Origin of the sequence: Paeniglutamicibacter terrestris, from assembly GCF_012271785.1 — a bacterium.
Lineage (GTDB): Bacteria > Actinomycetota > Actinomycetes > Actinomycetales > Micrococcaceae > Paeniglutamicibacter > Paeniglutamicibacter terrestris.
In genome coordinates, this window is the sequence record NZ_JAAWVT010000001.1 from 245,343 (window position 1) to 271,371 (window position 26,029).

A 26,029-nucleotide genomic window follows, 5' to 3' on the forward strand; every position below is an offset into this window, starting at 1 on the left:
GCATCAGGCACTCGTACATCGGTTCTATCGGGGTCATGTCGTCCTGACCGATCCCCCGGCCAGCTGGAACCGGACTTTGTGCGGTGGCTGGCTCTGATGCAGCTTCCGTTCAGCCGATGCTGGCTCGACTCTTCCACGCGCTTGAACCACACCCGCAAGGGCCACTCCACCTGATCCGGTTACGACTGCGCGACGGGATTTCCGAACGCTCCTGCTCTCCCCAAGGACGAGCCGGAGCGCTGGTTGTTGGTGGGTGGCCCGCAACATTAGGCGCCGATCGCAGTCTGGAACTGGGAACCGTAGTTCGTTTCTTCCTCGGCGCTCAAAGATCTAAAGACGTGGGCATTGGCCAGATCTTCGTCGGAGGGGAAGATCAGCGGATTGTCCATCAGCGACGGATCAATCTTTTCCATGGCTTCCTTTGCGCCAGCCACGGGTGAAATGAAGTTGACGTACGCGGCGACCTGGGCCGCGATCTCCGGGTCATAGTAGAAGTCCATGAGTTTCTCGGCGTTGGTCTTGTGTGGCGAAGCCACCGGGACCATCATGTTGTCGCTCCACAAGGTGCAACCGGCCTCCGGGATAACAAACTCCCATTGGTCGTTGTTCTCGAAGTTCATTTGGGTCAAATCCCCGCTCCACACAATGCCGGCGATGGCGTCCCCGGAAATGAAGTCCTCCTTATAGGAGTTGCCCTTCACCTGACGAATTTGACCGTTGTCGATCTGTGCCTTGAGGGTGTCGGTGGCCTTGGCGAATTCGGTGTCACCCCAGGTTCCGGCGATGTCCACACCGTCTTGGAGCATGAGCAGACCGATGGTGTCTCGCATTTCGTCCAAGACCGTGATTCGCCCCTTAAGCTCAGGAGCCCACAGATCCGCCACGCTACGCAGTCCCTTCGGGAGCTTCGCCTTATTCCACGCAATGCCGGCGTAGCCGCTCTGCCAGGTCAACGAATTTTTGCGTCCCGGATCAAAGTCAACGTTTTGGAGCGTCGGCAGCAGGTTCTTGAAGTTGGGAATGTTCGCATGGTTCAGTTCCTGGGTGAACCCCTGGCGAATAACGCGGTCGGTCATCCAATCGGTGAGGACGATGATGTCTTGTCCGATGTCTTGGCCGGCCGAAAGCTGAGCCTGAACCTTCCCGTAGTAGGTGTCGTTACCGTCGATGTCCTCCGAGTAGCTCACGTCGATACCCGTGAGCTTGGTGAATTCCTGAAGTGAGGGGTACTTCTTGGTCTTCTCGTCGTAGTCCAGATACAACGTCCAGTTGGCGAAGGCGAGTTTCTTCTCGCTCTCGGACAGGTCGGTGACCGCTACCTTCGAAGATTCAGAACTTCCGGACTTACCGCCGGTTCCGCAGGCGGCCAAAAACGCTGCTAGCCCCAGGCCTCCGGCGCCCGCGAGGACCTTGCGACGGGAGAGTTGCATGCGTTGCATCTGACCAATCAGTGCTCGAACGGCTGGATCCCGAGGCATTTCACGCTGATTCTGCTTTGACATTTTGAAGCTCCCCTTCAGCTGGCCCTGCATCTTCTCGTGGGTAACGCTGGATCAGCGTGACACCAGTCACCGCGTCTCTTGAAAAGGATCATGTCAGGAATACCGTGCCCTGACAATAGTTTTCGTTGATTAACATTTCTGAAACAAATGAAACCCGTTGCGAAAAGACCCTTCCACAACTGATTCCTTCGGGCTATGCTCTTTTTCAGCGGCATGGTGGTGCCACACCGCTGAGTAAGGCCACCCATTCGTTCGATCAGGAGGTCGATAGGACGTGACCCAATCCGCGCCCCACGGCTCATCCAATGGCTTTGTCATGGATGAAACGTCAAAAGCAATCATTGAGCAATTACAACAAGACGGGCGCCGCTCTTACGCAGCCATCGGCAAGGCCGTGGGTCTGAGCGAAGCCGCTGTGCGGCAACGGGTCCAAAAACTCGTCGACAGTAAAGTCATGCAAATTGTCGCGGTCACCGATCCGCTGCAGCTTGGCTTTAAACGACAGGCCCTACTGGGTATTAAATCCACCGGCGACATCATTGCCACAGCCGATCGGATCTCTGCCCTACCCGAGGTCGACTACTGCGTTGTGGTGGCCGGCCCATCGGACATCATTGCGGAAGTCATCTGCGCCAATGATGAGGACCTCCTTCGTATCATCACCGAAATTCGATCCGTGGAAGGGGTACGTGAAACCGAAACGTTCATGTATCTCTCGCTACGTAAACAGGAATACAACTGGGGTACACGATGAGCATTTCCAGCAAATCAGCAACCAGCACCACTCCTTTGGGCACCGATCGTCAGGACGCGGCCCGGGATCACCTGTGGATGCACATGGCCCGCCACTCTCCTTCGCAGGGTGGGGCCCACATCCCGATCATCACCCGCGGTGAGGGTCATATGCTTTACGACGATGCCGGCAAGAGCTACATCGATGGCCTGGCCGGCCTCTTTGTGGTGAACGCCGGCCACGGCCGAGTGGAGCTGGCCGAGGCCGCAGCCAAGCAGGCACAGAAACTTTCCTTCATGCCGCTATGGTCCTACGCCCATGAACCGGCCATTGATCTGGCCGAGCGGCTGGCCAACTATGCGCCGGGCGATTTGAATCGCGTCTTCTTCACTACCGGCGGGGGTGAGGCGGTTGAATCGGCCTTCAAGCTGGCCAAACAGTACTTCAAGTTGAAGGGAAAGCCCGGTAAACACAAGGTCATTTCCCGGGCGCTGGCCTATCACGGCACGCCGCAGGGCGCCCTGGCGATCACCTCGCTGCCGGATATGAAAACTCCGTTCGAGCCATTGGTCCCCGGAACTTTCCGAGTACCAAACACCAACTTCTACCGCGCCCCGGAGCAGTTTGCCGATAATGAGAAGGACTTCGGTCTCTGGGCCGCGGAGCGTATCCGTGAGGCCATCGAGTTTGAGGGTGCAGATTCCGTGGCGGCGGTCTTCTTAGAACCGGTGCAAAACTCCGGCGGATGTTTCCCTCCTCCCCCGGGCTACTTCCAACGCGTGCGCGAGATCTGCGACGAGAACGACGTACTGCTGGTCTCCGACGAAGTCATTTGTGCCTTTGGGCGCATTGGCTCGATGTTCGCGTGTGATGACTTCGGCTATGTTCCCGACATCATCACCTGCGCCAAGGGCCTGACCAGTGGATACTCACCGCTTGGAGCCATGATCGCCTCGGAAAAACTCTTCGAGCCCTTTAAGCACGGGGACACCACCTTCTATCACGGCTACACCTTCGGCGGGCATCCGGTCTCGACCGCTGTGGCCATGGCGAACCTGGACATCTTCGAGCGCGAGGGCCTGAACCAGCGGGTGAAGGACAACGCCCCCATCTTCAAATCGACCCTGGAGAAGCTCAAGGACCTGCCGATTGTCGGTGATGTCCGGGGTGCTGGCTACTTCTACGGCATCGAGTTGGTCAAGGACAGGAAGACCAAGGAGACGTTCAACGACGAGGAGTCCGAGCGCCTGCTGCGCGGCTTCCTGTCCACCGCACTCTTCGATGCCGGGCTCTATTGCCGCGCCGATGACCGCGGGGACCCCGTCATCCAGCTGGCTCCCCCGCTGACGGTGGGCCCACCGGAGTTCGACCAGATGGAATCGATCCTGCGTTCGGTGCTTACCGAGGCGGAAAACCACTTCTAGGTAACGATGAGCCAGCAGTAGGGGCGGGACGCAATTGACATGCTCCCGCCCCTACTTCATGCTCGGAGTCCGCATCGTGCAGACCGCCGGCGCTGCTAAAAGTTGACTACTTTAACTCGATCTCAACAAAGACGAATTCGGCTGCCCCATCGTTGAAGACGTTGTGTTCGCTGCCAGCGACCCGGGTATAGGAGACACCCGCCTGCAGGGAGTTCATCACCAGACCGTCCTTCGATTCCAGTCCGAGTTCCCCGGTGGTCATCGGGACCACCACATAATCGGTGGGATGGACGTGCCAGCCGGTTTCTGTTCCCGGTGCGAAACGCCATTCGGTGACTCGAACGCGTTCATTCTCGATCTGGACGGTGGCGATTGCGGCCGGACGTGTCATGAATTTCGCTCGCTTTCTAGGATTCGGTTCCCGAGCCATTGTCAGCTGAATACCGGTCAGCGCTTCAGCTGAGGAGGACCCGGTGCTATTGAATCTGAGTCAATCATAGAGTTTGTGGTCATCTTTGGACTCAACTAGGAATCGAATTAGAGATCTGCACAAGCAAAAAATCCGAACGAGGCCACGATGCTTGCCATCCTCCCCGACCTCAGTGGCCAAAGCCTTCCATATCGGGGGTCCCCGACCAATTCATGTTTTGCGACTAAGACTGTCGCCAAGGTGCGGGATCTGCAAATTGTCCCGTCGCCGAAGTCCTCACCGAGGTGGCCACGATCGACGATTCCCGGCTTCAAGGGGAACAGATCATCGCGACCGTCACCATCAATACCTCACTCACCACGCAAGATAACGGCATCAGCGACGAGTCGGGGTGGACAGATCAACACGAACTCTTCCTAGACTCAAACGGAACTTCCTACACCGTTGTCTCTGACCGGCTTTTGTGGAACAGCACCGGATAGGAATCTCTTCATCGCCAAGTGCCAGCAGCTGCTATCCAACAGCCTAGAAACACAACGAACCCTCACTCCCCTATCGGCAATCGGAACCCGCGACTAGGCTGAGCGCAACACATCGGGGCTTGTCAGTCCGCAGGGCAGGCCCTTGGTATTCAACCAGGGAGAAGTGCCATGAGCATTGATGAAACTCATATTGGCCAACGCGTTGATGAGAAGGTGGCGCGCCAGGTGGCGGAAGCGGCACGCGAACAACAGTGGGATCGGCCAAGTTTCGCCAAGGGCCTGTACATGGGCACCTTTGATTGGGAGCTGATTCACCCGCACCCCACCCCCGACCCCGAGGCGGCAGCACGCGGGACAGCCTTCATGATTCGATTGCGCGCGGCCATCAAGGACTTTGACCCGGCCATCATCGAGCGTGAAGCCAGGATTCCTGACGAGTACATCAACGCCCTGCGCGAGGTCGGCGCCTTCGGCATGAAAATTCCGGTTCAATACGGCGGCCTTGGCTTGAATCTGGCCGACTATGGACGAGCCTTGATGCTCCTGGGGACCCTCAGCCCCAGCCTGGGAGCCCTGCTCTCAGCCCACCAATCCATCGGCGTTCCGGAGCCAGTCAAGATGTTTGGCACCGATGCGCAGAAGCAGGCGTTCCTCCCCCGCTGCGCCAAGGGTGCCATCTCGGCCTTCCTGCTGACCGAAAATGACGTCGGCTCCGACCCCGCCCGGCTGGGCACCACCGCCACGCTTTCGGCAGACGGCAGCAGCTACACCATCAACGGCGCCAAGCTCTGGACGACTAACGGGGTGGTGGCCGAGCTGCTAGTAGTCATGGCGGCGGTGCCTGCCCACCTACAAGTGGACGGAACCACCGCCCGCGGCGGCATCAGCGCCTTCGTGGTGGAAGCAGACTCCGAAGGCATCCTCGTGGAAAATCGCAATGTCTTTATGGGCTTACGCGGCATAGAAAACGGCGTGACCCGCTTCCGTGATGTGGTGGTGCCGGCGGAGAACCGTCTGGGCAAGGAGGGAGCTGGCCTCAAAATTGCCTTGAGCACGCTGAACACCGGTCGACTTTCGATACCTGCGATGTGTGCCGGTGCGGGAAAGTGGTCCCTCAAAATTGCCCGCGAATGGTCCAACGCCCGGATCCAATGGGGAAAGCCCGTGGGGAAACATGAGGCAGTGGGTCAGAAGATCGCTTACATTGCAGCGAGTACCTTCGCTCTTGAAGCGGTCTTCGAACTTTCCGCTTCTCTGGCCGACGCGGGCATGAAGGACGTGCGCATCGAGGCGGCACTGGCCAAACTTTTCTCCTCGGAAGTTTCCTACAAGATCGCCGACGAGCTGCTGCAGATCCGTGGCGGACGCGGTTATGAGACGGCCGCCTCGCAGCGGGCTCGCGGTGAACGTGCTGTCCCGGTGGAGCAACTCTTGCGAGATTTACGCATCAACCGCATCTTTGAGGGTTCGACCGAGATCATGCACCTGCTGATCGCCCGCGAGGCAGTGGATGCCCACCTGAGGGCGGCTGGCGCACTGGCAGAGAAGGACTCCGATATGGCGGCCAAGGCCAAGGCCGCGGTAGGTGCCTCCGGCTTCTACGCCAGATGGCTTCCCAAACTCGCCGTGGGCTCGGGACTACTGCCCAATTCCTATGCACAGCACGGTCGACTGGCCAAGCACCTGCGTTTTATTGAGCGAGCCTCGCGCCGGCTGGCCCGCCATACCTTCGCCGGAATGGCCACCTGGCAGGCCTCCATGGAAAACCACCAGATGTTCCTAGGCCGGGTGGTCGATCTGGGTGCCGAACTCTTTGCCATGGCCGCCTGCATCTCCCGCGTGGAACTCATGCGCACGAGCGACCCGGCCAACGCGACCTCGGCCGAGCTGCTGGCCCTGGCGTTCTGCGAACAGTCCGAGCACCGCTGCGAAACCCTATTCCGGGACCTATGGGCGAACAGCGACACAACCGATCGGAAGTTGTCCAAGAAGGTTCTCGCCGGGGACTTCACCTGGCTAGAAGCTGGCGTCTTGGATACCTCGGAAGGCACCGGCGAATGGATCGCGCAGTGGTCCACCGAGCGAATGCCGGACATGCGGCGTCCCTACGGCCACTAGCCGCCGGGGCAGCACTACCAGGCTAGGCCCCGGCCAAGGAGCGCCACAGCAACGCAACATGCAGGGAGGTCCGCGACTCGGCATCATCGAGGGAAACCCCGAGCTTGTCTTGGAGTTTCCCTAGGCGTGCATAAAGTGCGGGCCGACTGAGGAAGCCGGTGCGGGCCAACGCCGACTTGTTGCCGCCATGCTTCAGGTAGAGGCCGAGCAATTCGAGGGCGGGTTCGTCGAGCGGGTCCAGGATGCCGGCCAGCTCGGCCTCGGCAAAGGACTTCAGACGCGAATCCTCGTGCATCAGCGCCAGCAGTCCGCGCAGTCGCACGTCGGCAAAGCGGTAGAAGGGCCGGGCCCGGGTGTCGAAGGTTGCCACGGTCTCGGCCACCTGGGCCGCCTCGGCCAGCGAGTGAGCAGCTTCGGAAAGGTTCTTGTGCCCGCGCCCCACACCGACCGACCAGTCCACGACGTCCTGCTCCCGTGCCAGCTGTCGGCAGATCCGCTCCAGCAGCGGCTCCTCCAGTTGTTTGGCGCCCACGCCCAACAGCATGCCGATCTGGCCGCTTTGCAGACTCGCGGCCAGAGCGGTGGTCCTGGCCGAATTCATCACGACGTTCAGTGCGTCCAAGAGAGCGCGCTCGCGCAGCTGCACGCCCGTGGGCGTTTGATCAGGCCGTTCATCCAGCCGGAACACCACCGGGACGTAGTGCGCAGACTCAGCCAGGCCCAGGGCGCCGGCGCGGATCAACACCTCACTCTCCCCGAGGGCGTGCTGCTGGCGAAGTTCGTGCAGCAGTCCCGCCCTGGCCTGGTGCAGCAGTTCTTTTTGATCGCGTCCGGCCAGTCGGGCGATGGACAGCGTCTGCCCGGCGCGTTCAAGCACCATGGCCGCATCCGGGTCAGTCTCCAGTGCGCCGGGAACCACGAGTCGGCCCCAGCGTTGTCCTTGGATGCCGACCGGGGTCTGGAGCCAGCTTTCCTCCCCGGCCCCGCGGCCCGTGCTATCTAGGTACCCCACCCGGCGCGAGCGTTCGGGCCAGTGGAAAAGCAACGCAGCATCGGGAGCCGGACCCGACGCAAAACTCAGAACTAGGTGAGCCACATCCTCGAGGACCACCGGCGCCCCGATAAGTTCGGCGGCCCGTGCCACAATCCCGTCCTCGGTCTCGTTCTGCAAGCTGAGCGAGGTGAAGACCTCGTGGATCATCCGCGAGCGTTCCAGCGCGGCAAATTGGTCGGCGACCAACATCCGGTGCACCACCTCGGTGATCTCAACAAAGCGCACGCGTCGCTTCAACAAGATGACGGGAAAGTCGCTTTGCCGTGCCAGCTGCCGCAACGCGGCAACCGAAGCGTCACTCTCGTTGGCCACCCCAGTTACCAATTCGACGATGAGCCCGGCCGCACCCGCGGACCGCACCTGGGCCAGGAATCCAGCGACCCCGGCCCCGGCCTCGCCGAAGGCCATTCCCGTGGTCAAGACCAGCTCCCCGCCGGAGAGCAGTTCGGCAAGATCAGGGGTTTCGGCCACGTGCACCCAGCGCACGGAGTTGTCCAACAGCTCCGCACCCGCCAGCACCTCGGGTTCCCCCGCGGCAACGGCGGGCAGGTCAAGGATCCGATTTATGCTCACGGTCCCGGCAATCGCGGGCTTCTGCTGGCTGATGGCGAAAGTCATGGACAAAGTGTATTGCTTGGACCCTAAGGCGTTACAGGTTGGCGGTGTTGCGGGGCTCTTTCGGGCGACACAATTGACTCAATACCGATTCCCCTCGCTTTGAAAGGCTCACACGACATGCAGACCCTCTCCCACTGGATCAACGGAACCACCCTGGACGTCCCCGTCGATTCACGTTTTGCCGACGTAATGAATCCAGCCACCGGCAAGGTCTCTTCACGTGTTGCCCTGGCTTCCGCGGCCACCACCGGGGAAGCCATCGCCGCGGCCCACGCCGCGTTCCCCGCCTGGCGCGACACCTCGCTGACTCGTCGCTCGCAGATCCTGTTCAACTACCGCGAGCTGCTGAACAAGCGCAAGGGTGAACTCGCTGCTATTATCACCGCCGAGCACGGCAAGGTGCTTGACGACGCCATGGGCGAGATTGCCCGTGGACTGGAAGTTGTTGAGTACGCCTGCGGCATTCCGCATCTGATCAAGGGCGGCTACACGGAGAATGCCTCCACCAAGATTGATGTGCACTCGATCCGTCAGCCCCTGGGAGTTGCCGCAATTATCTCCCCCTTCAACTTCCCGGCCATGGTCCCGATGTGGTTCTTCCCCATCGCCATCGCCGCCGGGAACAGCGTCATCCTCAAGCCCAGCGAAAAGGACCCGACGGCAGCCCAGTGGATGGCCGAGCTCTGGAAGGAAGCAGGGCTTCCCGACGGCGTATTCAATGTGGTTCACGGGGACAAGGAATCCGTTGACACCCTGCTGACCGATCAGCGCATTGCCTCGGTCTCGTTCGTGGGTTCCACCCCGATCGCCCAGTACGTCTACGCCACCGGCACAGCGCACGGTAAGCGGGTCCAGGCCCTGGGCGGGGCGAAGAACCACATGCTGGTATTGCCCGACGCGGACCTGGATCTGGCCGCCGATGCAGCCGTGAACGCCGGGTTCGGTGCCGCCGGCGAGCGCTGCATGGCCATCTCCGCAATCGTGGCTATCGATTCGATCGCCGATGAACTGGTGGCCAAGATCGCCGAGCGTGCAGCCACGTTGCGTGTGGGTGATGGGATGCGCGGTTGCGATATGGGCCCGCTGGTGACCGCGGCACACCGGGACAAGGTCGCCGGCTACATTGACGCTGGCGAGGAATCAGGTGCCACCATGGTCCTAGATGGGCGGACGGTGGATCCAGATGCCGAGGGTGATGGATTCTTCCTGAACCCGACGCTCTTTGATCACGTCACAACGGACATGTCGATATACACCGACGAGATCTTCGGCCCGGTCCTCTCGGTGGTGCGTGTGGATTCCTTTGATGAAGGCATCAACACCATCAATGCCAACCCGTACGGCAACGGCACTGCCATCTTCACCAACGATGGTGGGGCTGCCCGCCGCTTCGAGAACGAGATCCAGGTCGGCATGGTTGGCATCAACGTGCCCATCCCCGTACCAATGGCCTACTATTCCTTTGGCGGCTGGAAGAACTCGCTCTTTGGTGACGCCCACGCCTATGGCTCCGAGGGTGTGAACTTCTTCACCCGCGGTAAGGTCGTCACCTCCCGCTGGCTGGATCCCAGCCACGGCGGGCTGAACCTCGGCTTCCCGCAGAACGTCTAAAACCACCCTTGTGGAAGGATCCATCATGAGCACAGTTGCAGCCACCGATTCCATCACCTCGGAACAGATCGCCGTCGGGAAACGCGCCCACGAGTTGGACCGCGAGCACGTCTTTCATTCTTGGCAGGCCCAGGGACCGTTTGACCCCATGACCATCCTGAAGGCCGAGGGTTCTTGGGTCTGGGACGGGGAGGGGAACAAACTCCTTGATCTCTCCTCCCAGCTGGTGAACACCAATATTGGCCATCAACATCCTAAGGTCGTTGCCGCCATTCAGGAGCAGGCGGGTAAGTTGTGCACCATTGCTCCGCAGCACGTGAACGATGCCCGTTCGGAGGCAGCCCGGCTGATCGCCGAGCTGACACCCGGGGACTTGAATCATGTGTTCTTCACCAATGGTGGTGCGGATGCGGTGGAGCATGCCATTCGCATGGCCCGTCTACACACCGGTAAGCACAAGGTGCTGGCGGCCTACCGTAGTTATCACGGAGGCACCCAATTGGCTATCAACGCGACCGGGGATCCCCGCCGTTTCTCCAATGACCGGGGAGATTCCGGGGTCGTGCACTTCATGCCTCCTTATCCCTACCGTTCATACTTTGCTGCCACCACGGAGGCCGAGGAAACTGAGCGCGCGCTGCGCCATCTCGAGGATCTGATTACTCTCGAGGGAGCGGCAAATATTGGGGCACTGATCTTAGAATCTATCCCCGGTACCGCCGGCATTTACGTCCCGCCGGCCGGCTACATGGAAGGCGTGCGGACACTGACCCGCAAGTACGGCATCATCTTCATCGCCGATGAGGTCATGGCCGGCTTTGGCCGCTCCGGCAAGTGGTTCGCCATCAACCACTGGGATATCACCCCGGATTTGATCACCTTCGCCAAGGGAGTGAACTCCGGCTACGTGCCGCTGGGTGGTGTGGCAATTTCCGACGCGATCTTCGAAACGTTCCGGGAACGTCCCTACCCCGGTGGGCTGACCTACTCGGGGCACCCGCTGGCCTGCGCCGCGGCCGTAGCCACCATCAATGCCATGAAGGACGAATCCATGGTGGAAAATGCTGCGCGCCTCGGTGAACAGATAATCGGCCCGGTCCTAGCCGAGCTGAAGGCCAAGCACCCGTCCGTGGGGGACGTGCGCGGCACCGGCTGTTTCTGGGCGGTGGAACTAGTCACCAATCGTGAGACCCGCGAGCCCATGGCACCCTACGGAGGCTCATCGCCGGCCATGGCTGCCGTGACCGCTGCGCTAAAGAAGGCTGGCATGTTGCCGTTTGTGAATTTCAACCGCATCCATGTGGTTCCGCCGCTGAACATCAGCGATGCGGATCTGCGTACCGGTCTTGCGATGCTGGATGAGGCACTGGATGTTGCCGACTCCTTTGTGACCGACTAACCGCTCACCACAACCGATAGTGGCCGCATCCGGAAGTTGAACTTCCGGATGCGGCCACTCGTTTGAGGGCCACGCTATCCCTTGGCTTCCTTCTGGGTCACCAGTACCTGCCATTTCACCCGGGGATCGGCTTTAACTTCCACCTCGAACTTCCCCTCCTCGTGATTCACGAAGCTACTCATGCTCACGTGTCCCGCGTCGCTGTCGCCGCACTCGCCCTCAACCCGTGCTCCATCACTCGTGCTGACGGAGATCGGTCCGGTTCCCGTACAAGTCCACATCACGAAGGTTTCACCCTTCGGCATCGATTCCGTAGCGGCACCTGCGTCGCCGGAACCCATAGTCTCGAGAACCGCTTTTTGCCCGGCTAATGGTTTGAGGACGACAGCACCGGTCGTGACATCGACGAACTGCGTAGATTCCCATTCGGGGGTTGCCTCGATTGTGGGCGCTGGTGGTGCCGTGGCGGGCGCCGATGCTGTTGGCTCCGGCGCTTCGTCGGTCAACGTGGTGCAGCCGGCTAGCAGAGTCCCAAGACAAAGCACCAGTATGGGTGCCAACGCCTCTTTTGTCCCGAATTTTTTCATGTGGAGATTCTCCGCCCTCGTGGTAAACAGATGAGGTCGCAAAGGGTTTTCGCCTCTCGCCTTCACGATTCTTTTAACGAGCCTAAGGCACAGCAAGACACAATTCATCGAACGGCCAGAAATACGTCTTAAGGTCGATGCCACGAAAACCATACGGTTGTTAGCATGGTGAAATGTACCAACCCGTCGACTTCACAACACCGCAGATCATTCTTGCCGTGGCCGTCATCCTGACGGTTTTTTCCATCCCCCTGGGGATGCATGCACTGTATCGGCTCAGAAAATACCGCAAGGACACCGAGAACTCTCGAACCTACGTGCGTCGTCGCGATATTGCCATCGAGTCCAGTCTCGCTGGGATCGGACTACTGATGGTGCTGCTCTGTGTTGTCATTGCCTCTGTGGGGTGGAAGAGTTCTGCAGCCAATTTGGTGGCCAACGTCCAAACGCGTTACGTGGTCACCGATGTGTCGATGACCTTATGGAATGGCTCAACGGCGAAGGTCGACCTCACGGATGCAAACGGCGTTCGGGGATACGGCATTGACGTCTCCTTTGATGCAGTAGGACACCCAGTACTCGGGGAACCTGCAGCCAGCGAGGATGGGCACCATACCGTGAAACTTGCACTGAATCTTCGTTGATTCAATACCTCACTGCTGGTACTCCAGACCAGTCCCATGGAGTTCTTTTCTCCACCCTAGGTCCCATTCTTCTTCGCAGATGTGCATCCCTCCTCCGATGCGGAGCGCGCCCGCCCCTACATAGGCTGAAATTATGAAAACAACGTCCACCGCTTTGACCTCAATTCCCGGTACCCCCAAGACCCTTGCTTTGGGCATCACAGCCATCGTTGCAACACTTGCCCTGAGCAGCTGCAGCGCACTGGGAATCGAGTCAAAGTACGACAAACGCACCAGCCACGATTTCACCACCGGTGCCGAGGGCAAAGAAAAGGGCACCCTCCCCTTGTGGGTCCCGGACGAGGCCTCGGATATCAAGGAAATGGTGCGAACCACAGGCAACGAACGAATCCTGCGCCTGGACTACAGCGGAGCGTTGCCCGAGACCTGTACGAAGATCTCTGTTGCCGGCAAGCCATCGGTCAATGAGCTCACCGCAGGTCTTAATCATGAAGAACCCAGAGATGCCAATGGCCTGGCTGACATGGTGCAGCAGCAGTATCAAATCCCCTTGCTCTCCGCGGACTGGTGGCCCACGGGACAAGAGTCTCGTGCCACGCATTTATGCGGCAAGTGGTGGGTGTCCACCGTTGGCGAGAAGGTTTATGCTTTCGCCCCTGAGGAGAAGAGCATCGCCGAACACGTCCTCACCGAACAGGCCAATATCCAGCAGGCCGAAAAGTAAACCTCGTCGTGGCGTGGCTCGGACCTCGCAGCAAAACCGGTGTGCAGCAACGGCTGCACACCGGTTTCGTTGAGCCCCCAGTCTTTGCTAACTGCTGGTTGGTTTTAGAGGTCACCGCCGCGGCCCACGCGGGCGTAGACCTCTGGTCGGTGCCTGCGTAGCCGCAGGGCCCAGAACACCCCCAAGACCCCGGGCAGCACCACGATTACCGGCAGTAACCAGCCAAGGATGCTGGCTTCCTGCAGCCCGATCAGTACATCAAAGTTCATCAGGATGGCGACAAAAAGCACGCTGAGCAGCACTCCGGCAATCAGCGGTGCCACCTGCGCGGCCCAGGGACCCAGGCCGTGCGGCTCACTGCGGAAGTAGCCGATCACGGCGTAGGACGTTAATGCCATGAGCATGACCAGACCAAAGGCCCCCATGTTGGTGAGCCAGGTAAAGAGCGTCACCACCGGGAACATCACATCTTTTCCGGCTCCAATGAGCGCAAAGATCGCCAGAACGATCAGCGCCAATAGACTCTGAGTCAAGGACCCGGCCATCGGAGCATGAGTGCGCGGATTGGTGTGGGCCAAGACCCTCGGCATCACACCCTCGCGACCCAGTGAAAACAGGTAACGGGCCACCACGTTGTGGAATGCGATCAGTGCTGCCAACAGGCTGGTGATGAACAGGACGTTGCCCAGGTCCACGAACCATGTCGGAACATGCTCCGAGAGGAAGACGAAGACTAGATCCGGGCCAAATTCAGCCGACCTACCCACCACGGCAGAATCGCCTTCGCCCACGGCCATGGCCCAGGCGGACACCGCATAGAAGACCGCGATAATGCCCACCGCAATCAAGGTGGCGCGGCGAGGAGTGTTTTTGGGATCCTTGACCTCTTCGCCATAAATGGCTCCCGATTCAAAGCCCATAAAGGCAGCGATGCTGAAGGACAATGCGGCGCCAATTCCCGCGGTGAACAAGCTGGCAGGTTCCAGCGACGCGGTGCTTACCCCTTCGGGTGCGACCTTTACTGCGAGTACGTCGTAGACGATAACCACGAGGAATTCGCAGGCCACCACGATGCCCAGCAGCTTGGCCGAGAGATCCACCTTATTAACACCCAGCACTCCGACAATCGCCCACCCGATGAGGGCGCAGGCCCACCAAGGGAGGTTCAGGGCGAAGGTTCCGGCGAGGAAGGATGAAAGAGCGAATCCGAAGAGGCCATAGATGCCGATTTGCATGGCGTTGTAGCTGATCAATGCGATCCAGGCGGCACCGATTCCCGCCGCCTTGCCAAGGCCTCTGGCTACATAGGCGTAAAAGGCACCGGCATTACGCACATGTTGGCTCATTGCGGTGTATCCAACGGCGAAGATCAGCAGGACAAGTCCGAGCAAGATGAAGGAGAGCGGGATGCCCAGCACGCCGGTGACGGCATAGTTGCTGGTGATGCCTCCTGCCACCACCGTCAGTGGTGCCGAGGCCGCGATGATCATGAAGACCAGCGACGGCACCCCGAGTGTTCGTTTACCGAGGCTCGGAGCCTCGGTGGTGGGTGGTGCGGTGAATGCTGCCATGGGAATTCCCTCCTTGAAGCGTCTTTGTACCAGCGTGCGCTTCATGGGGTGCCAAGCGCTTGTCTTTGCGCGAGCAGCTATAGGCGAATCGTGCAGCGTTGCGCTGTACCCCGGTTCAGCAGCCGAACCGTAGTTAGGATTGGGCTCGGAATGCCGAGGGAGAGCTACCGTAGGTGGCTCGGAAAACCTTGCTGAAGTGGGCTGCGTCGGGTAGTCCCCAGCGCGCACCCACCGCTCCCACCGGCACGTGGTGCTGAAAGGGATCACTCAAGTCGCGTCGGCAGTGTTCCAGGCGCCGGGTTCGAATCCATTCGGAGACGGTGTGCCCAGATTCGGCGAAGATCTTGTGAAGACTGCGCAGGGAAATGAAGTGGGCGTCGGCAATGGCCCCGGGGCACAACTGAGAATCGGCAAGATGGGTATCAATGTACCCCTGGATGGTCCGAAATTGGCGCTGCGCAGCGTCACTTCCTAGGTCATCGCGCTCGTGAAGTTCGGCAGCGAGCAACGTGCTGAGTAGATCCACTGCGTTGGCGGCCAGTCGTTGTCCCACAGGGTCCTGCAGCTGAGGCAACAAACCAGCCAGCTGCCCCAAGAAGGGGGCAATGGCGCGCCCTAGAGGATGCTCGGCACCGATGGAGGTGGCAGTCATCTCGCGGATTTGTGCCACGGGAAGTCCCAGCTGTTGTTGGGGAAACATGAGCACCAGGGTTTTGATGTTCTCTTCGAAGACCAAGGTGTAGGGGCGCTGTGTATCGTAAATCGCCAATTGTCCGGGGCGGAGTACGGTTTCGCGTCCGTCCTGCAGCAGGATTCCATGCCCGCTGAGCTGCAGGTTCAATTTGAATTGGGGCGCTCCCCCGGCGGCCAATAGTTCCTCTGTGCGCCTCACCGTATGCGCGGTGGCTTCAACTTCCATCACACCGACGGAACCAAATTGGTTTCCAGCGATGCTGCCGGCGAAGGCGCCTGCCCGCACCGGTTCGCTGGTCAGCGGAACGAAGGCGCGCGAGACCAACGATTTCCAATCACCAAAGGATTCAACGTGTTGCATCTGATACATGAGCGAGAGACCTTTCCCCAATAACGCTCACCTCCCTCAACGGGTTCCAACACAAGGGAGGTGAACGGCATCACATTTGAGTCAATGTACGCGCAAAAACACCCAAAGTCACGTTTTTTCTCTCGTTGTAGGTTTTAAATTTCGCTTGGCTATCAGTCCGTGCGTAGCAGCGAAAGCTGATGTCCCAACTGAGCGCGCAATTGCACGGGGTCATTGAAGCGCGCATCCAAAACTGCCACCACCTGGGAACCCAGCAGGAAGGTCAGTAGCGATTCGGCAGCAGAATCCGGAACCACCCCCGCGCGCAGGACGCCCGAAGCGCCCGCCTGCGCGATCCATCCCTTGATCCAGGTTCGCCACTGTGCCATGGCCTCGTCATTGAGTGCGGCAAAATCCGACTCGTGGATGGCACTCTGCCAAAACGGGATGACCACCCGAGCCTCATCAAGTCGATCCTCATCCAGGGGCAAAACCTCCGTGGCGAATGCTGCAAGCGCCTCGAGGCCCACGAGACCCTCCGTTGAGGCCCGAACTCTGGCATTCGTGCGTCCAAAGACGTGGGTAAAGGTTGCGCGCATCAAACTCGCGCGGGTTGGGAAGTACGGCTTCAGCGCCCCATTGGCAAAGCCTGCCTCGGCGGCGACGTCACGTAAAGTCACCCCGTCAAAACCACGGTGGGCAATGACTCGCCAGGTGACCTCAACGAGTTCGAGTCGGCGGGCGTCATGATCAACAATCTTGGGCATATCCCCCATCCTACGGATGACGTGGGTGCCCTCGGAACATCATGCGGCGCAAACCCGGACCCCTTGCCACGGAGGCCAATCATGGTTATTCTCTACAAGCAGAGAATATAAAAGTGGCTTAGGTCACGGAATCTGCGATTCAATGCCCCCGGGCACCCTTCCGAAAGGCACCACGATGACCCTCGAAAACGTCACGGCCCCGCGCACCACAACGGGTTCCTACATGCTGGCCACCGAAGAGGAAATCTCATCCGTCAGAGAGATCCTGGCCGCTGCCGGACACTTTCCCGAATCGGCCCGAATCGCCTATCTTGGTCTGGAAGATCCGCTGCGTGATAGTTCGACGATCGACCGCCGTTTCCGCGTCTTCCTCCTAGATGTCGCCGGTGCCCAGCCCAAGGACCTCGTAGTCTCGGTGACCACCGGCGCCATCGAATCCGTGATCGAGTTGGATACTGCCACCAGTGGCGAACTGCCGGTGCTGGAAGAGGAATTCGAGGTCGTGGAGCAGCTGCTGGCCAAAGACCCGCGCTGGCTAGAGGCGCTGGCCAAACGCAACCTCGATGTGAAGACGGTTCGTGTGGCACCGCTCTCCGCCGGCGTTTTTGAGTACCCAGAGGAATCCGGTCGTCGGATCCTGCGCGGCTTGGCCTTCATGCAAGAACACCCGCAAGATTCAGCCTGGGCGCACCCGGTGGACGGATTGGTCGGCTACGTGGACGTCACTAACCGCTCGGTGGATCAGGTCATTGATCTCGGCGTCGTGCCGATTCCCACCGAGCACGGCAACTACACCGACCCGGAACTGACCGGTGAACTGCGGACCACCCAAAAACCCATCTCCATCACCCAGCCCGAGGGTCCCAGCTTCAGCGTCACCGACGGCAATCACGTCGAATGGGAAAAATGGAGCCTTGATGTGGGCTTTGATGTACGCGAAGGCCTGGTGTTGCACAACATTTCCTTCGAAGACAAGGGTGCCCCACGCCGCATTCTGAATCGTGCCTCCATCGCCGAGATGGTTGTCCCGTATGGGGATCCATCCCCGGTGCGCAGCTGGCAGAACTACTTCGACACCGGCGAGTACCTGGTAGGCCAGTTCGCCAATTCTCTGGAATTGGGCTGTGACTGCCTGGGCGAAATCCACTACATCTCCCCCGTGGTCTCTAACGCCCGCGGTGAGGCCCGCAGCATCCGCAACGGCATTTGCATGCACGAGGAGGACTACTCGATCCTGGCCAAGCACTCGGATTTGTGGACCGGAATCAACTACACCCGCCGCAACCGCCGCTTGGTCATCTCCTTCTTCACCACCATCGGCAACTACGACTACGGCTTCTACTGGTACCTCTACCTTGATGGCACCATCGAGTTTGAAGCCAAGGCGACCGGCATCGTCTTCACCAGCGCACTGCCCGAGGGCCAAACTCCCTACGCCTCCGAAATCGCTCCCGGGCTCGGCGCCCCCTACCACCAGCATCTCTTTGGTGCCCGGCTCGACTTTGCCCTCGATTCCGGTCCGGGACGTGTTGAGGAGGAAGACGTGGTGCGCCTTGCCACCGGCCCGGAGAATCTGCGGGGCAATGCTTTCTCCCGCCAGCGCACCCTTTTGGCGCGTGAGTCCGAGGCGATCCGCGATGCCGATGGCTCCAAGGGACGCACCTGGGTCATCACCAACCCAGAATCCACAAACCGGCTGGGACATCCGGTGGGGTACAAGCTGCACCCGGCGGGCAACCCCACACTGTTGGCCGATGAGGGGTCGTCGATCCATCGCCGCGCCACCTTTGCTTCCAAGGCCCTGTGGGTTACCCCGGCAACGGCGGACCAGCGTTACCCGACCGGAGACTTCGTGAACCAGCATGCCGGTGGGGGCGGGTTGCCCGAATGGGTCAAGGCCGATCGCAACATCGATGGTGAGGACGTTGTCCTCTGGCACACCTTCGGACTCACCCACTTCCCCCGCCCGGAGGACTGGCCCATCATGCCGGTGGACACCGTGGGCTTCAAGCTGCGTCCCGAGGGATTCTTCGACCGGTCCCCGGTGCTTGACGTTCCGGCGCCCGCAACCACCAAGTCCTGCCACAGCTAGTAGCGGTGTCGTGAGTACGCACCTTACCGCCGCGACGTGGTCCACAGTGCGGATGGCTTCCGAAACCCGGGTCACCCGGCTGCCGCGAGCGATGGTGTTCGTGCGTCTGCTCGCGGTACTAGCCGCGCTAATGTCCGTTCTGCACCTCTGGCTTCTGCTGCTCTTTCCTCACGGCCTCTGGGTCGGAACACTATTCGGCATCATGGTGCTGATCTGCCTAAAGTGCGCGCATCGAGTCTGGGACCATCCCGTGGCACTGACTCAGCTACTGGTGATGTCGGCGCTCATGGCCATCACGCACACCTTCATGGCACTTGGTGTTCACGATCATCACCACGGTTCCGGTGGCGTGGCGGCGGCGGGATCCGGTGCCGCCGCGATGTTGGGTGTGGCGGCAGCCGAGTTGGTGCTGGTAATGCTCTGCTCTCTGGGGCTACGAATCTCCCGCGCAAGCAAGGCGAGCACAGACTACTCACCGAGGTAACGGCGCACTTTGGTGGGGAGAGCCGGTCGCCATTCTCCGGCTGTCCCCACCGTCAGTGTTGCAAGCGGGCGGCGATCCCGCCCAGCAGAAGCTCGAGTGCGAATTGATAGTTCTCTTCGTCCTGCACCGCGGCCATTTCCCGCACGGACGTGACGGCCAGGGGGAAATCGTGTTCGGCCACTTGGTCATAGCTGCTCACCCACGCCGCATCGTCCTGCTCTGATTTTTGTCCCAGAAGCAACAGACCCGCACTAAAACCGGTCCAGGCCAGCATGAAGTCGCCACAGGCTCGGAACACCAGTGCCGCTTCGTGCCGTGAAAAACCAGCCAGCGCCAACGCGCTGAGCATGGCTTCAACAAATTGAAGTTCCCCGCCTTGCCCCGTCACGCGCAAGGCGGCCAGCGTCGCGACCTGAGGGTATTGCAAGAAGCTGGACCGAATGCGCAACATCAAGTCCCGCAGTGATTCTTCCCAGTCGGGTGCCGGAACGTACCCGATCATGCCCATGGAGATCACCTTGTCGGCGAGCGCGAGCAGCAGTTCGTCCTTGTCGGCGAAGTGGCGGTAGAGCGCCGTGGGATCGGCACCAAGTTCCTTGCCGATCTTGCGGAAGGACAGGGCGTCGGGAGTTGTTCCGGTGGCCAGATTCAGGCAAGCTTCGAGGATCCTTTCGCGGCCCAGGCCCTGGGCGCGGCGGCGCGGTACCGTCGGCACGCTTTCTTTTTGATCCATGGTGTTAGGTTTCCTTGACCCGATCGTAAAGTCAACACCGTTGACTTTACTGTTGAACTGCGATTTTATGAACAGGAACACACCAGAGGCTTTAGAGGTGCTGACCGGATGATCCATCGTTGGGCAGATCACCACGCTGCCCCAAAGATCGACGCTGCTCCTGCACCCCAGAACCATTGCTCGAATCCTCGGAATGGAACTCCCGTTACCTCATGAAACTCGCTACGACCGCAACCGGCGCCACCCCCGTCTCCTACGAGCGCTTCGAATCCACGGTGAGCAGTTCAACCGTCGACGCTTCACTGCAATCAACTAACTACTCCCCCTATTGGTTGGAGCATTCACAACGCCCCGAGGCATTAGCGGCACTCGAGGGCTTCATCACGACCGACCTTTTGGTGATTGGTGGCGGCTACACCGGGTTGTGGACGGCGCTGTTGGCCAAGGAGGCACAACCCGACCGCGAGGTGGTGCTCATCGAGGCCCAACGCATCGGTTGGGCTGCCTCGGGACGCAACGGCGGCTTCTGCGAGGCCTCCCTAGTGCACGGAGAATCCAACGGCGAAAAACACCTTCCGGCCGAGAATGACAGACTGACCGAGCTTGGCACAGAAAACCTTGCCGACCTCATCAACACCATCAAACGCTATGACATCGACTGCGATCTAAGGCTCGGCGGAGTACTGAACGTGGCCACCGAGGAGCACCAAGTCCCGTGGCTGCACGAGGAAGCAGATACCAAAGCCACCGATGATCTCTTGGATGCCGCCGCCACCCGGGAACTGATCAATTCCCCACTCTTCAAGGCCGGCTCGTGGGAGAAGGATGGCACGGTGCTGGTGCATCCGGCCAAGCTCGCCTGGGGTTTGCGCCGGGTTGCACTGGAACTGGGCGTCAAAATCTTTGAACACACCAGCGGCGAGGACCTCACCTCCACCGCCGATTTTATTCAGGTCCGCACCAAGGCTGGACGTATCCGAGCCCAACGCGTGGCACTGGCCACCAACGCCTTCCCATCCCTGCTCAAACGGCACCGCCTACACACCATCCCGGTCTACGACTACGCGTTGATGACCGAACCACTGACAGCTGCCCAACGCGAGTCCATCGGGTGGAGCGAGGACATTGGCCTGGCAGATTTGAGCAATCGTTTCCATTACTCCCGGCCCACCGTTGATGAGAACGGCGGCTGGCGACTGCTTTATGGGGGCTACGACGCCGTTTACCACTACGGGCGTGAGGTGAACCCCGAGCATGACCGGCACGATGAAACCTTCCGGAAGCTGGCCGCCCACTTCATCGGTACCTTCCCCCAGCTCGAAGGCATCTCCTTCTCCCACGCATGGGGCGGGGCCATCGACACCTGCAGCCGGTTCTTCGCCTTCTTCGATACCTCCCATGATGGGCGGGTCGCCTACTGTGCCGGATTCACCGGCCTGGGTGTGGGTGCCACCCGTTTTGGTGCCCGCGTCATGTTGGATTTGCTCTCCGGGAACACCACCGAACTGACCCAGCTGGCGATGGTGAGGAAAAAACCCTTGCCGTTCCCACCTGAACCCGCTGCGTGGGTGGGCGTGAAACTCATGACTCACGCTCTCGCAAAGGCCGATCGGCAGCAGGGCAAACGCGGCCCGTTCTTGAAGGTCATGGACGCGGTAGGCATGGGGTTCGACTCATGATCCCCGAACCGTTCCCACCCCTGCTCGGCGGCCAAGCGCTGCTCATCAACAAGGTACCCATGGAGCACCAAAAGCCCACCGATGATGTTCTAACCGCCGGAACCACCACCGCCGCGGTGGAATTGGGATCCCTGGCTGGTTGCGAATTTGGGATCTGGGAAATGTCGCTCGGATCGATGCAAGACGTGGAGGTTGATGAGATCTTTGTGGTCATCGCCGGCCACGGCAGGGTACTTATTGAGCCCTTCAACGGACACCCGGCACGCACCGCCGAGCTTCTCCCGGGCACCATCATGCGCCTGGAGACCGGGATGAGAACCACCTGGACCATCACCGAACCGCTGCGTAAGGCCTATTTCACGCCTCGCCTAACCCCGGAAAGTACCCCATGAGCACCACCACCCACGGCCACCAATTCATCAACGGTTCCTACCGCGTCGGAGGCGGAAAAACCGTCGAACGCATCAATCCCGCCACCGGGGAAAGTGATGGAAGCATCGACTACGCCAGCCTTGCTGACCTCAATGACGCGGTGAACGCGGCGGCAGCTGCTTTCCCCGGCTGGTCGAAGCTGACCCCGGGAGCCCGTTCGGATCACCTGCTGAATTTTGCCCGGGAACTCGGTGCCCGCAGTCGGGAACTGGCCGAACTGGAAACCCGGCAATGCGGGAAAACCATCCGGATGTCCACCGAGTTTGATGTGCCGGGCACCTTGGATAACATCACCTTCTTCGCCGGTGCCGCCCGCCACCTTACCGGCCTGGCGGCCGGGGACTACGCCGGAAATTCGACCTCGATGATCCGTCGCGAGGCGATCGGGGTCATCGGCTCCATCTCCCCCTGGAATTACCCGCTGCAGATGGCTGCCTGGAAGATCCTCCCGGCCATCGCCGCCGGCAACACCATTGTGCTCAAGCCCAGCGAGCTGACCCCCGGGACCTCGCTGATCTTTGCCGAGGCCGCGCATGCCGCCGGCATCCCGGCGGGGGTCATCAACATTGTGGTGGGTGCGGGAGCAGATATCGGTGAGGCATTGGTTCGTCACCCGCTCGTGGTCATGAGCTCCTTTACCGGATCCACCGCAGTGGGACGGCACATCATGGCCATGGCCGCGGAGACGGGAAAGCGGGTGCACCTGGAGCTCGGCGGCAAGGCACCCCTGGTGGTCTTCAAGGACGCGGATGTGGAAGCAGCAGCCCACGGAGCGGTGGCAGGATCCACCATCAACGCCGGCCAGGACTGCACCGCCGCCACCCGCGCCTACGTGCACGTATCACTCTTTGATGCCTTCACCACTCGGGTCGCCGAGCTCATGGATTCGATGATCCTTGGGGACCCCACCGACCCGAACACCGACATGGGTTCACTCATCTCGTATCCCCATCGTGAGAAGATCACCGCCATGGTGGATCGGGCCCGCGCCGCGGGAGCCACGGTGCTGGCTGGCGGCCGGGCACCGGATCACCCCGGTGCGTTCTACCGGCCCACGCTGATCACTTCGGCGGCTCAGGACAGCGAGATTGTCCAAGCCGAGGTCTTCGGCCCGGTCCTGGTGGCTCTGCCCTTCGAGACCGAGGACGAAGCCATCACTCTGGCCAACGACACTCCCTTTGGATTGGCGGCCTCTGCCTGGACGCGCGACGTGAATCTGGCCATGCGCGTGGCGGCCGAGATCCAGGCCGGCTGCGTATGGATTAATGAGCACATCCCGATCGTCTCGGAAATGCCCCATGGTGGATACAAGGCCTCCGGGTTTGGAAAAGATATGAGCGCCTATTCCTTCGAGGAGTACACCAACATCAAACATGTGCTCATTTCGCACGATACCGACGCGCACAAACAGTGGCAAAATACCGTCTTCCGCCAGCGCTAGGCCAGCTTCCGTTGACGTGACGATACAAAACCACGCACCGCACCGGTGCACGTTGGCGGAAGTAACTTCGGATCTCCCGGGGATTGATCCCCTGCGGGCGGTTCGCGCACCGGTGGCAGTTCGGGGCTGTTAGCCTCGGATCAAAGCTGGCTTCCACGTTGCGACCCGGAGGAATCGTTTTATGTCTCAGAACACCGATTACGACACCTTTGCCGAGGACTACTCGAAAGAAAACGAGTCAAGTCTGATGAATCAATACTATGAACGACCGGCGATGTTAAAACTCGCGGGAAACGTCCGGCACCGTAAGATTCTTGACGCTGGATGTGGGTCGGGTCCCTTGACCGAAGCGCTGCTTGAACGCGGTGCTCACGTGAGTGGTTTTGATTCGAGCCAGGGCATGATCAACCTGGCCACGAAGCGAGTCGGCGATGCCGCAGAACTATTTGTCGCCGATCTGGGACAGCCGCTTCCGTTTGCCGACGATTCGTTTGATGATGTTGTCGCTTCGTTGGTCTTCCACTATTTGCCCGACTGGTCTAGCGCCCTACAGGAGATTAGGCGTGTCCTGCGTCCCGGCGGCAGACTCATCATGTCGGTAAATCATCCGATCCTCTACCCCTGGACAAACCCAGGCCAGGACTATTTCAAGCTCACGAAGTACTCGGATGATCACTCGTTTAATGGCCAACCGGCCATCCTCACCTATTGGCACCGTCCCTTGCACGCCATGTCCGATGCCTTTGCCAAGGCGGGGTTCGGGATCGAAGTCATCAGCGAGCCACCGTATTCAACCGAGGCCCCCGCGGAGCTGGTCCCCGATCGTCTCAAGGAAAGAGATGCCTTCATCAGCTTCATTTTCTTTGTACTGCGCGCACCCTAAGGTTTTCACTTCGCTGGAACTGACCGGCAACGCCCCACCGAAATATGACGAGCCACGGTTCTTCACTTTCTTACTGCCCCGGAACAACGTTGGTAACGGGCAACCGAGCAAGCGGAAGACCGGCCACTAGAACGGGCTGCCACCGCCGGTTCTTTTCGAATCGCTACACTGTTCTCTTGGGCCACTCGTCGGGGAAATCTGGCCCGCAATCGATCTGGAGCTGAACAGTTTATGGGTGGACACCACCATGGAGATGTACTTGTTGACCCGGTAAGGCGCCGCCGTGCCAACCTGATCCTCTGGGTCCTGCTGGCCCCCATCGGAATATTGGCCTTCGTGGCCACCCTGATGCTGTGGCCCCAAGGCAATGTCGCGGCCGGGATCCTTGATAACCCCTATGGCACTGCCGAGGGGGTCGAGCTGTCCATCGGGACGGTGACCCGCACCGTGAATGAACCATGCCTCTCCAGCGCCGGATTGGAAGACGTCGGAGGCACCGAGCTGCTCTGCGATATCTCCTACATCGCCCCGGATGCCGGCGGCGCTTCGTTCCCCATGGAGGTGCCGCCGGAGACCTCGCAGTCCCGTCCCCTGGAACAGGGTGACCGGATTAAATACCTCGATCTGTCCCAGACGGCCACCAACACCGGCGCCCCCTACGTTTTTGTCGACTTTGTGCGTTCCACACCGTTAGCACTGTTGGGAATCCTCTATGCGGTGGTGGTGTGCTTGGTCGCGCGCTGGCGCGGATTACGCGCTCTGGCCGGACTGGTCGGCGGATTGACCTTTATTGTCACCTTCATGGTCCCGGCCTTGTTGGAGGGCAAGTCCCCCATGCTGGTGGGACTCACTACCTCGACCGTCGTGATGTTTGCCGCCTTGTATTTTGCGCACGGTTTTTCGGCCAGAACTTCCACCGCACTTTTGGGTACGCTGTTCGGACTGGGTGTCACCGCCGCGATTGCGGTGTGGGCGACGGATGCCGCGGCCCTCACCGGAGCCACCGATGAATCGGCCATGACGCTCAGTACCGTGGTGCCGAATCTCAGCCTCTCGGGGCTACTACTCTGTGGTCTGCTCATTGCCGGAATGGGTGTGCTCAACGATGTGACCATCACCCAATCATCGGCCGTGTGGGAATTGGCGGAGATCGCTCCGCATTCCACGGCCAGGGAACTTTTTGCCTCGGGCATGCGCATTGGCCGCGACCATATCGCCTCGACCGTTTACACCATCGCCTTCGCCTATGCGGGGGCCGCCCTACCGATTTTGGTCTTGGTCAGTCTGTACAACAGGCCACTGATTGATATCCTCACCACCGGACAGATGGCCGAGGAGGTCATCCGCATTCTGGTCGGCTCCATCGGTTTGGTGCTGGCCATCCCCGTCACCACCGCGATAGCAGTGGCAGTGGTCAAGGCCACCGGAACCGGCAGCGCTAAGCCTGCGGTGGAGCTTCCCAAGCCATCGGGTCGGCGTGCACTACAGGTTGAGAGCAGCGACCAACACTAGTCTCGGTGCCGGTTGTGGTGGTCTGGTGAGCCAGACCAATACGATCGATAATGCAAATGATTCTTGT

General features: G+C 60.2%; 23 protein-coding genes. 15 read left to right on the forward strand and 8 right to left on the reverse strand.

The features are described from left to right. Positions 1-266: 266 nt before the first annotated feature. The gene (locus HED64_RS01145; protein ID WP_210149150.1) at positions 267-1,502 is read right to left on the reverse strand and encodes a polyamine ABC transporter substrate-binding protein; all 1,236 of its coding nucleotides are present in this window, start codon (positions 1,500-1,502) and stop codon (positions 267-269) included. 316 nt (positions 1,503-1,818) lie between these two features. Here HED64_RS01145 and HED64_RS01150 point away from each other — a divergent pair, with 316 nt between their 5' ends. Beyond that, a complete protein-coding gene (locus HED64_RS01150; RefSeq protein WP_132359235.1) occupies positions 1,819-2,256 on the forward strand; it encodes an Lrp/AsnC family transcriptional regulator in 438 nt (145 codons plus the stop codon). Further along, the gene (locus HED64_RS01155; RefSeq protein WP_132359237.1) at positions 2,253-3,659 is read left to right on the forward strand and encodes an aspartate aminotransferase family protein; all 1,407 of its coding nucleotides are present in this window, start codon (positions 2,253-2,255) and stop codon (positions 3,657-3,659) included. Before HED64_RS01150 ends, HED64_RS01155 begins: the two co-directional genes overlap by 4 nt. A 106-nt stretch (positions 3,660-3,765) precedes the next feature. On the opposite strand, the gene HED64_RS01160 is transcribed toward HED64_RS01155, so the two are convergent. Further along, positions 3,766-4,050, reverse strand: a complete 285-nt coding sequence (locus tag HED64_RS01160; protein WP_168150295.1) for a cupin domain-containing protein — start codon at positions 4,048-4,050, stop codon at positions 3,766-3,768. A 323-nt stretch (positions 4,051-4,373) separates the two neighbouring features. Between HED64_RS01160 and HED64_RS01165 the strand changes: the two genes are divergently transcribed. Both HED64_RS01165 and HED64_RS01170 read left to right on the forward strand, forming a co-directional pair. Continuing rightward, on the forward strand, positions 4,374-4,571 hold the full coding sequence (locus HED64_RS01165) for a hypothetical protein (RefSeq protein WP_168150296.1): 198 nt from the start codon (positions 4,374-4,376) through the stop codon (positions 4,569-4,571). A 168-nt stretch (positions 4,572-4,739) separates the two neighbouring features. Further along, positions 4,740-6,689 (forward strand): acyl-CoA dehydrogenase family protein, encoded by a 1,950-nt coding sequence (locus tag HED64_RS01170; protein WP_168150297.1) that lies wholly within the window; start codon positions 4,740-4,742, stop codon positions 6,687-6,689. Between the two features lie 22 nt (positions 6,690-6,711). Here HED64_RS01170 and HED64_RS01175 read toward each other — a convergent pair whose 3' ends face one another. Then, positions 6,712-8,361, reverse strand: a complete 1,650-nt coding sequence (locus tag HED64_RS01175) for a PucR family transcriptional regulator (RefSeq protein ID WP_168150298.1) — start codon at positions 8,359-8,361, stop codon at positions 6,712-6,714. Positions 8,362-8,478: 117 nt separating this feature from the next. Here HED64_RS01175 and HED64_RS01180 point away from each other — a divergent pair, with 117 nt between their 5' ends. Both HED64_RS01180 and HED64_RS01185 read left to right on the forward strand, forming a co-directional pair. Then, positions 8,479-9,972, forward strand: coding sequence for a CoA-acylating methylmalonate-semialdehyde dehydrogenase (locus HED64_RS01180; RefSeq protein WP_168150299.1), 1,494 nt, complete (start codon positions 8,479-8,481; stop codon positions 9,970-9,972). A gap of 25 nt (positions 9,973-9,997) precedes the next feature. Further along, positions 9,998-11,371, forward strand: a complete 1,374-nt coding sequence (locus tag HED64_RS01185; RefSeq protein ID WP_168150300.1) for an aspartate aminotransferase family protein — start codon at positions 9,998-10,000, stop codon at positions 11,369-11,371. 74 nt (positions 11,372-11,445) lie between these two features. Here HED64_RS01185 and HED64_RS01190 read toward each other — a convergent pair whose 3' ends face one another. Continuing rightward, on the reverse strand, positions 11,446-11,958 hold the full coding sequence (locus HED64_RS01190; protein WP_168150301.1) for a hypothetical protein: 513 nt from the start codon (positions 11,956-11,958) through the stop codon (positions 11,446-11,448). A 173-nt stretch (positions 11,959-12,131) separates the two neighbouring features. Here HED64_RS01190 and HED64_RS01195 point away from each other — a divergent pair, with 173 nt between their 5' ends. Together HED64_RS01195 and HED64_RS01200 are read left to right on the forward strand one after the other, a co-directional pair. Continuing rightward, positions 12,132-12,602 (forward strand): hypothetical protein, encoded by a 471-nt coding sequence (locus HED64_RS01195; protein WP_168150302.1) that lies wholly within the window; start codon positions 12,132-12,134, stop codon positions 12,600-12,602. 133 nt (positions 12,603-12,735) lie between these two features. Then, entirely contained in the window at positions 12,736-13,326 is a 591-nt protein-coding gene (locus HED64_RS01200; protein WP_168150303.1) for a hypothetical protein, read from the forward strand. Positions 13,327-13,430: 104 nt separating this feature from the next. On the opposite strand, the gene HED64_RS01205 is transcribed toward HED64_RS01200, so the two are convergent. The 3 genes from HED64_RS01205 to HED64_RS01215 form a co-directional block, all read right to left on the reverse strand. After that, the gene (locus tag HED64_RS01205; protein ID WP_168150304.1) at positions 13,431-14,897 is read right to left on the reverse strand and encodes an APC family permease; all 1,467 of its coding nucleotides are present in this window, start codon (positions 14,895-14,897) and stop codon (positions 13,431-13,433) included. A 133-nt stretch (positions 14,898-15,030) separates the two neighbouring features. Continuing rightward, the gene (locus tag HED64_RS01210) at positions 15,031-15,960 is read right to left on the reverse strand and encodes an AraC-like ligand-binding domain-containing protein (RefSeq protein WP_168150305.1); all 930 of its coding nucleotides are present in this window, start codon (positions 15,958-15,960) and stop codon (positions 15,031-15,033) included. A 152-nt stretch (positions 15,961-16,112) separates the two neighbouring features. Next, positions 16,113-16,706 carry a TetR/AcrR family transcriptional regulator gene (locus HED64_RS01215; RefSeq protein ID WP_168150306.1) on the reverse strand — a complete coding sequence of 198 codons (594 nt, stop codon included), beginning with the start codon at positions 16,704-16,706 and terminating at the stop codon, positions 16,113-16,115. A gap of 175 nt (positions 16,707-16,881) precedes the next feature. Between HED64_RS01215 and HED64_RS01220 the strand changes: the two genes are divergently transcribed. Beyond that, positions 16,882-18,798, forward strand: a complete 1,917-nt coding sequence (locus tag HED64_RS01220) for a primary-amine oxidase (protein WP_168150307.1) — start codon at positions 16,882-16,884, stop codon at positions 18,796-18,798. A 10-nt stretch (positions 18,799-18,808) separates the two neighbouring features. Continuing rightward, positions 18,809-19,282 carry a hypothetical protein gene (locus HED64_RS01225; protein ID WP_168150308.1) on the forward strand — a complete coding sequence of 158 codons (474 nt, stop codon included), beginning with the start codon at positions 18,809-18,811 and terminating at the stop codon, positions 19,280-19,282. Positions 19,283-19,334: 52 nt separating this feature from the next. On the opposite strand, the gene HED64_RS01230 is transcribed toward HED64_RS01225, so the two are convergent. Beyond that, positions 19,335-20,015, reverse strand: coding sequence for a TetR/AcrR family transcriptional regulator (locus HED64_RS01230; protein WP_168150309.1), 681 nt, complete (start codon positions 20,013-20,015; stop codon positions 19,335-19,337). A 212-nt stretch (positions 20,016-20,227) separates the two neighbouring features. Between HED64_RS01230 and HED64_RS01235 the strand changes: the two genes are divergently transcribed. From HED64_RS01235 to HED64_RS01255, 5 genes are all read left to right on the forward strand, one after another. Then, positions 20,228-21,694 carry an NAD(P)/FAD-dependent oxidoreductase gene (locus HED64_RS01235; protein WP_168150310.1) on the forward strand — a complete coding sequence of 489 codons (1,467 nt, stop codon included), beginning with the start codon at positions 20,228-20,230 and terminating at the stop codon, positions 21,692-21,694. Beyond that, positions 21,691-22,086, forward strand: a complete 396-nt coding sequence (locus HED64_RS01240) for a cupin domain-containing protein (RefSeq protein ID WP_168150311.1) — start codon at positions 21,691-21,693, stop codon at positions 22,084-22,086. The genes HED64_RS01235 and HED64_RS01240 overlap by 4 nt, the downstream gene beginning before the upstream one ends. Continuing rightward, positions 22,083-23,567, forward strand: coding sequence for a gamma-aminobutyraldehyde dehydrogenase (locus HED64_RS01245; protein WP_168150312.1), 1,485 nt, complete (start codon positions 22,083-22,085; stop codon positions 23,565-23,567). The genes HED64_RS01240 and HED64_RS01245 overlap by 4 nt, the downstream gene beginning before the upstream one ends. Before the next feature lie 181 nt (positions 23,568-23,748). Next, positions 23,749-24,450, forward strand: a complete 702-nt coding sequence (locus HED64_RS01250) for a class I SAM-dependent methyltransferase (protein ID WP_168150313.1) — start codon at positions 23,749-23,751, stop codon at positions 24,448-24,450. A gap of 231 nt (positions 24,451-24,681) precedes the next feature. Beyond that, positions 24,682-25,962: a YibE/F family protein gene (locus HED64_RS01255; protein WP_168150314.1), complete on the forward strand. Its 1,281-nt coding sequence runs from the start codon at positions 24,682-24,684 to the stop codon at positions 25,960-25,962. Positions 25,963-26,029 lie beyond the last annotated feature (67 nt).

Coding starts and splice junctions, on each gene's coding strand:
- HED64_RS01255 (WP_168150314.1), top strand. CDS start 24,682: ATGGGTGGACACCACCATGGAGATGTACTTGTTGACCCGGTAAGGCGC.
- HED64_RS01155 (WP_132359237.1), top strand. CDS start 2,253: ATGAGCATTTCCAGCAAATCAGCAACCAGCACCACTCCTTTGGGCACC.
- HED64_RS01215 (WP_168150306.1), bottom strand. CDS start 16,706: ATGCCCAAGATTGTTGATCATGACGCCCGCCGACTCGAACTCGTTGAG.
- HED64_RS01145 (WP_210149150.1), bottom strand. CDS start 1,502: ATGTCAAAGCAGAATCAGCGTGAAATGCCTCGGGATCCAGCCGTTCGA.
- HED64_RS01205 (WP_168150304.1), bottom strand. CDS start 14,897: ATGGCAGCATTCACCGCACCACCCACCACCGAGGCTCCGAGCCTCGGT.
- HED64_RS01220 (WP_168150307.1), top strand. CDS start 16,882: ATGACCCTCGAAAACGTCACGGCCCCGCGCACCACAACGGGTTCCTAC.
- HED64_RS01210 (WP_168150305.1), bottom strand. CDS start 15,960: ATGTATCAGATGCAACACGTTGAATCCTTTGGTGATTGGAAATCGTTG.
- HED64_RS01240 (WP_168150311.1), top strand. CDS start 21,691: ATGATCCCCGAACCGTTCCCACCCCTGCTCGGCGGCCAAGCGCTGCTC.
- HED64_RS01170 (WP_168150297.1), top strand. CDS start 4,740: ATGAGCATTGATGAAACTCATATTGGCCAACGCGTTGATGAGAAGGTG.
- HED64_RS01180 (WP_168150299.1), top strand. CDS start 8,479: ATGCAGACCCTCTCCCACTGGATCAACGGAACCACCCTGGACGTCCCC.
- HED64_RS01175 (WP_168150298.1), bottom strand. CDS start 8,361: ATGACTTTCGCCATCAGCCAGCAGAAGCCCGCGATTGCCGGGACCGTG.
- HED64_RS01245 (WP_168150312.1), top strand. CDS start 22,083: ATGAGCACCACCACCCACGGCCACCAATTCATCAACGGTTCCTACCGC.
- HED64_RS01250 (WP_168150313.1), top strand. CDS start 23,749: ATGTCTCAGAACACCGATTACGACACCTTTGCCGAGGACTACTCGAAA.
- HED64_RS01160 (WP_168150295.1), bottom strand. CDS start 4,050: ATGACACGTCCGGCCGCAATCGCCACCGTCCAGATCGAGAATGAACGC.
- HED64_RS01200 (WP_168150303.1), top strand. CDS start 12,736: ATGAAAACAACGTCCACCGCTTTGACCTCAATTCCCGGTACCCCCAAG.
- HED64_RS01195 (WP_168150302.1), top strand. CDS start 12,132: ATGTACCAACCCGTCGACTTCACAACACCGCAGATCATTCTTGCCGTG.
- HED64_RS01230 (WP_168150309.1), bottom strand. CDS start 20,015: ATGGATCAAAAAGAAAGCGTGCCGACGGTACCGCGCCGCCGCGCCCAG.
- HED64_RS01150 (WP_132359235.1), top strand. CDS start 1,819: ATGGATGAAACGTCAAAAGCAATCATTGAGCAATTACAACAAGACGGG.
- HED64_RS01190 (WP_168150301.1), bottom strand. CDS start 11,958: ATGAAAAAATTCGGGACAAAAGAGGCGTTGGCACCCATACTGGTGCTT.
- HED64_RS01185 (WP_168150300.1), top strand. CDS start 9,998: ATGAGCACAGTTGCAGCCACCGATTCCATCACCTCGGAACAGATCGCC.
- HED64_RS01235 (WP_168150310.1), top strand. CDS start 20,228: ATGAAACTCGCTACGACCGCAACCGGCGCCACCCCCGTCTCCTACGAG.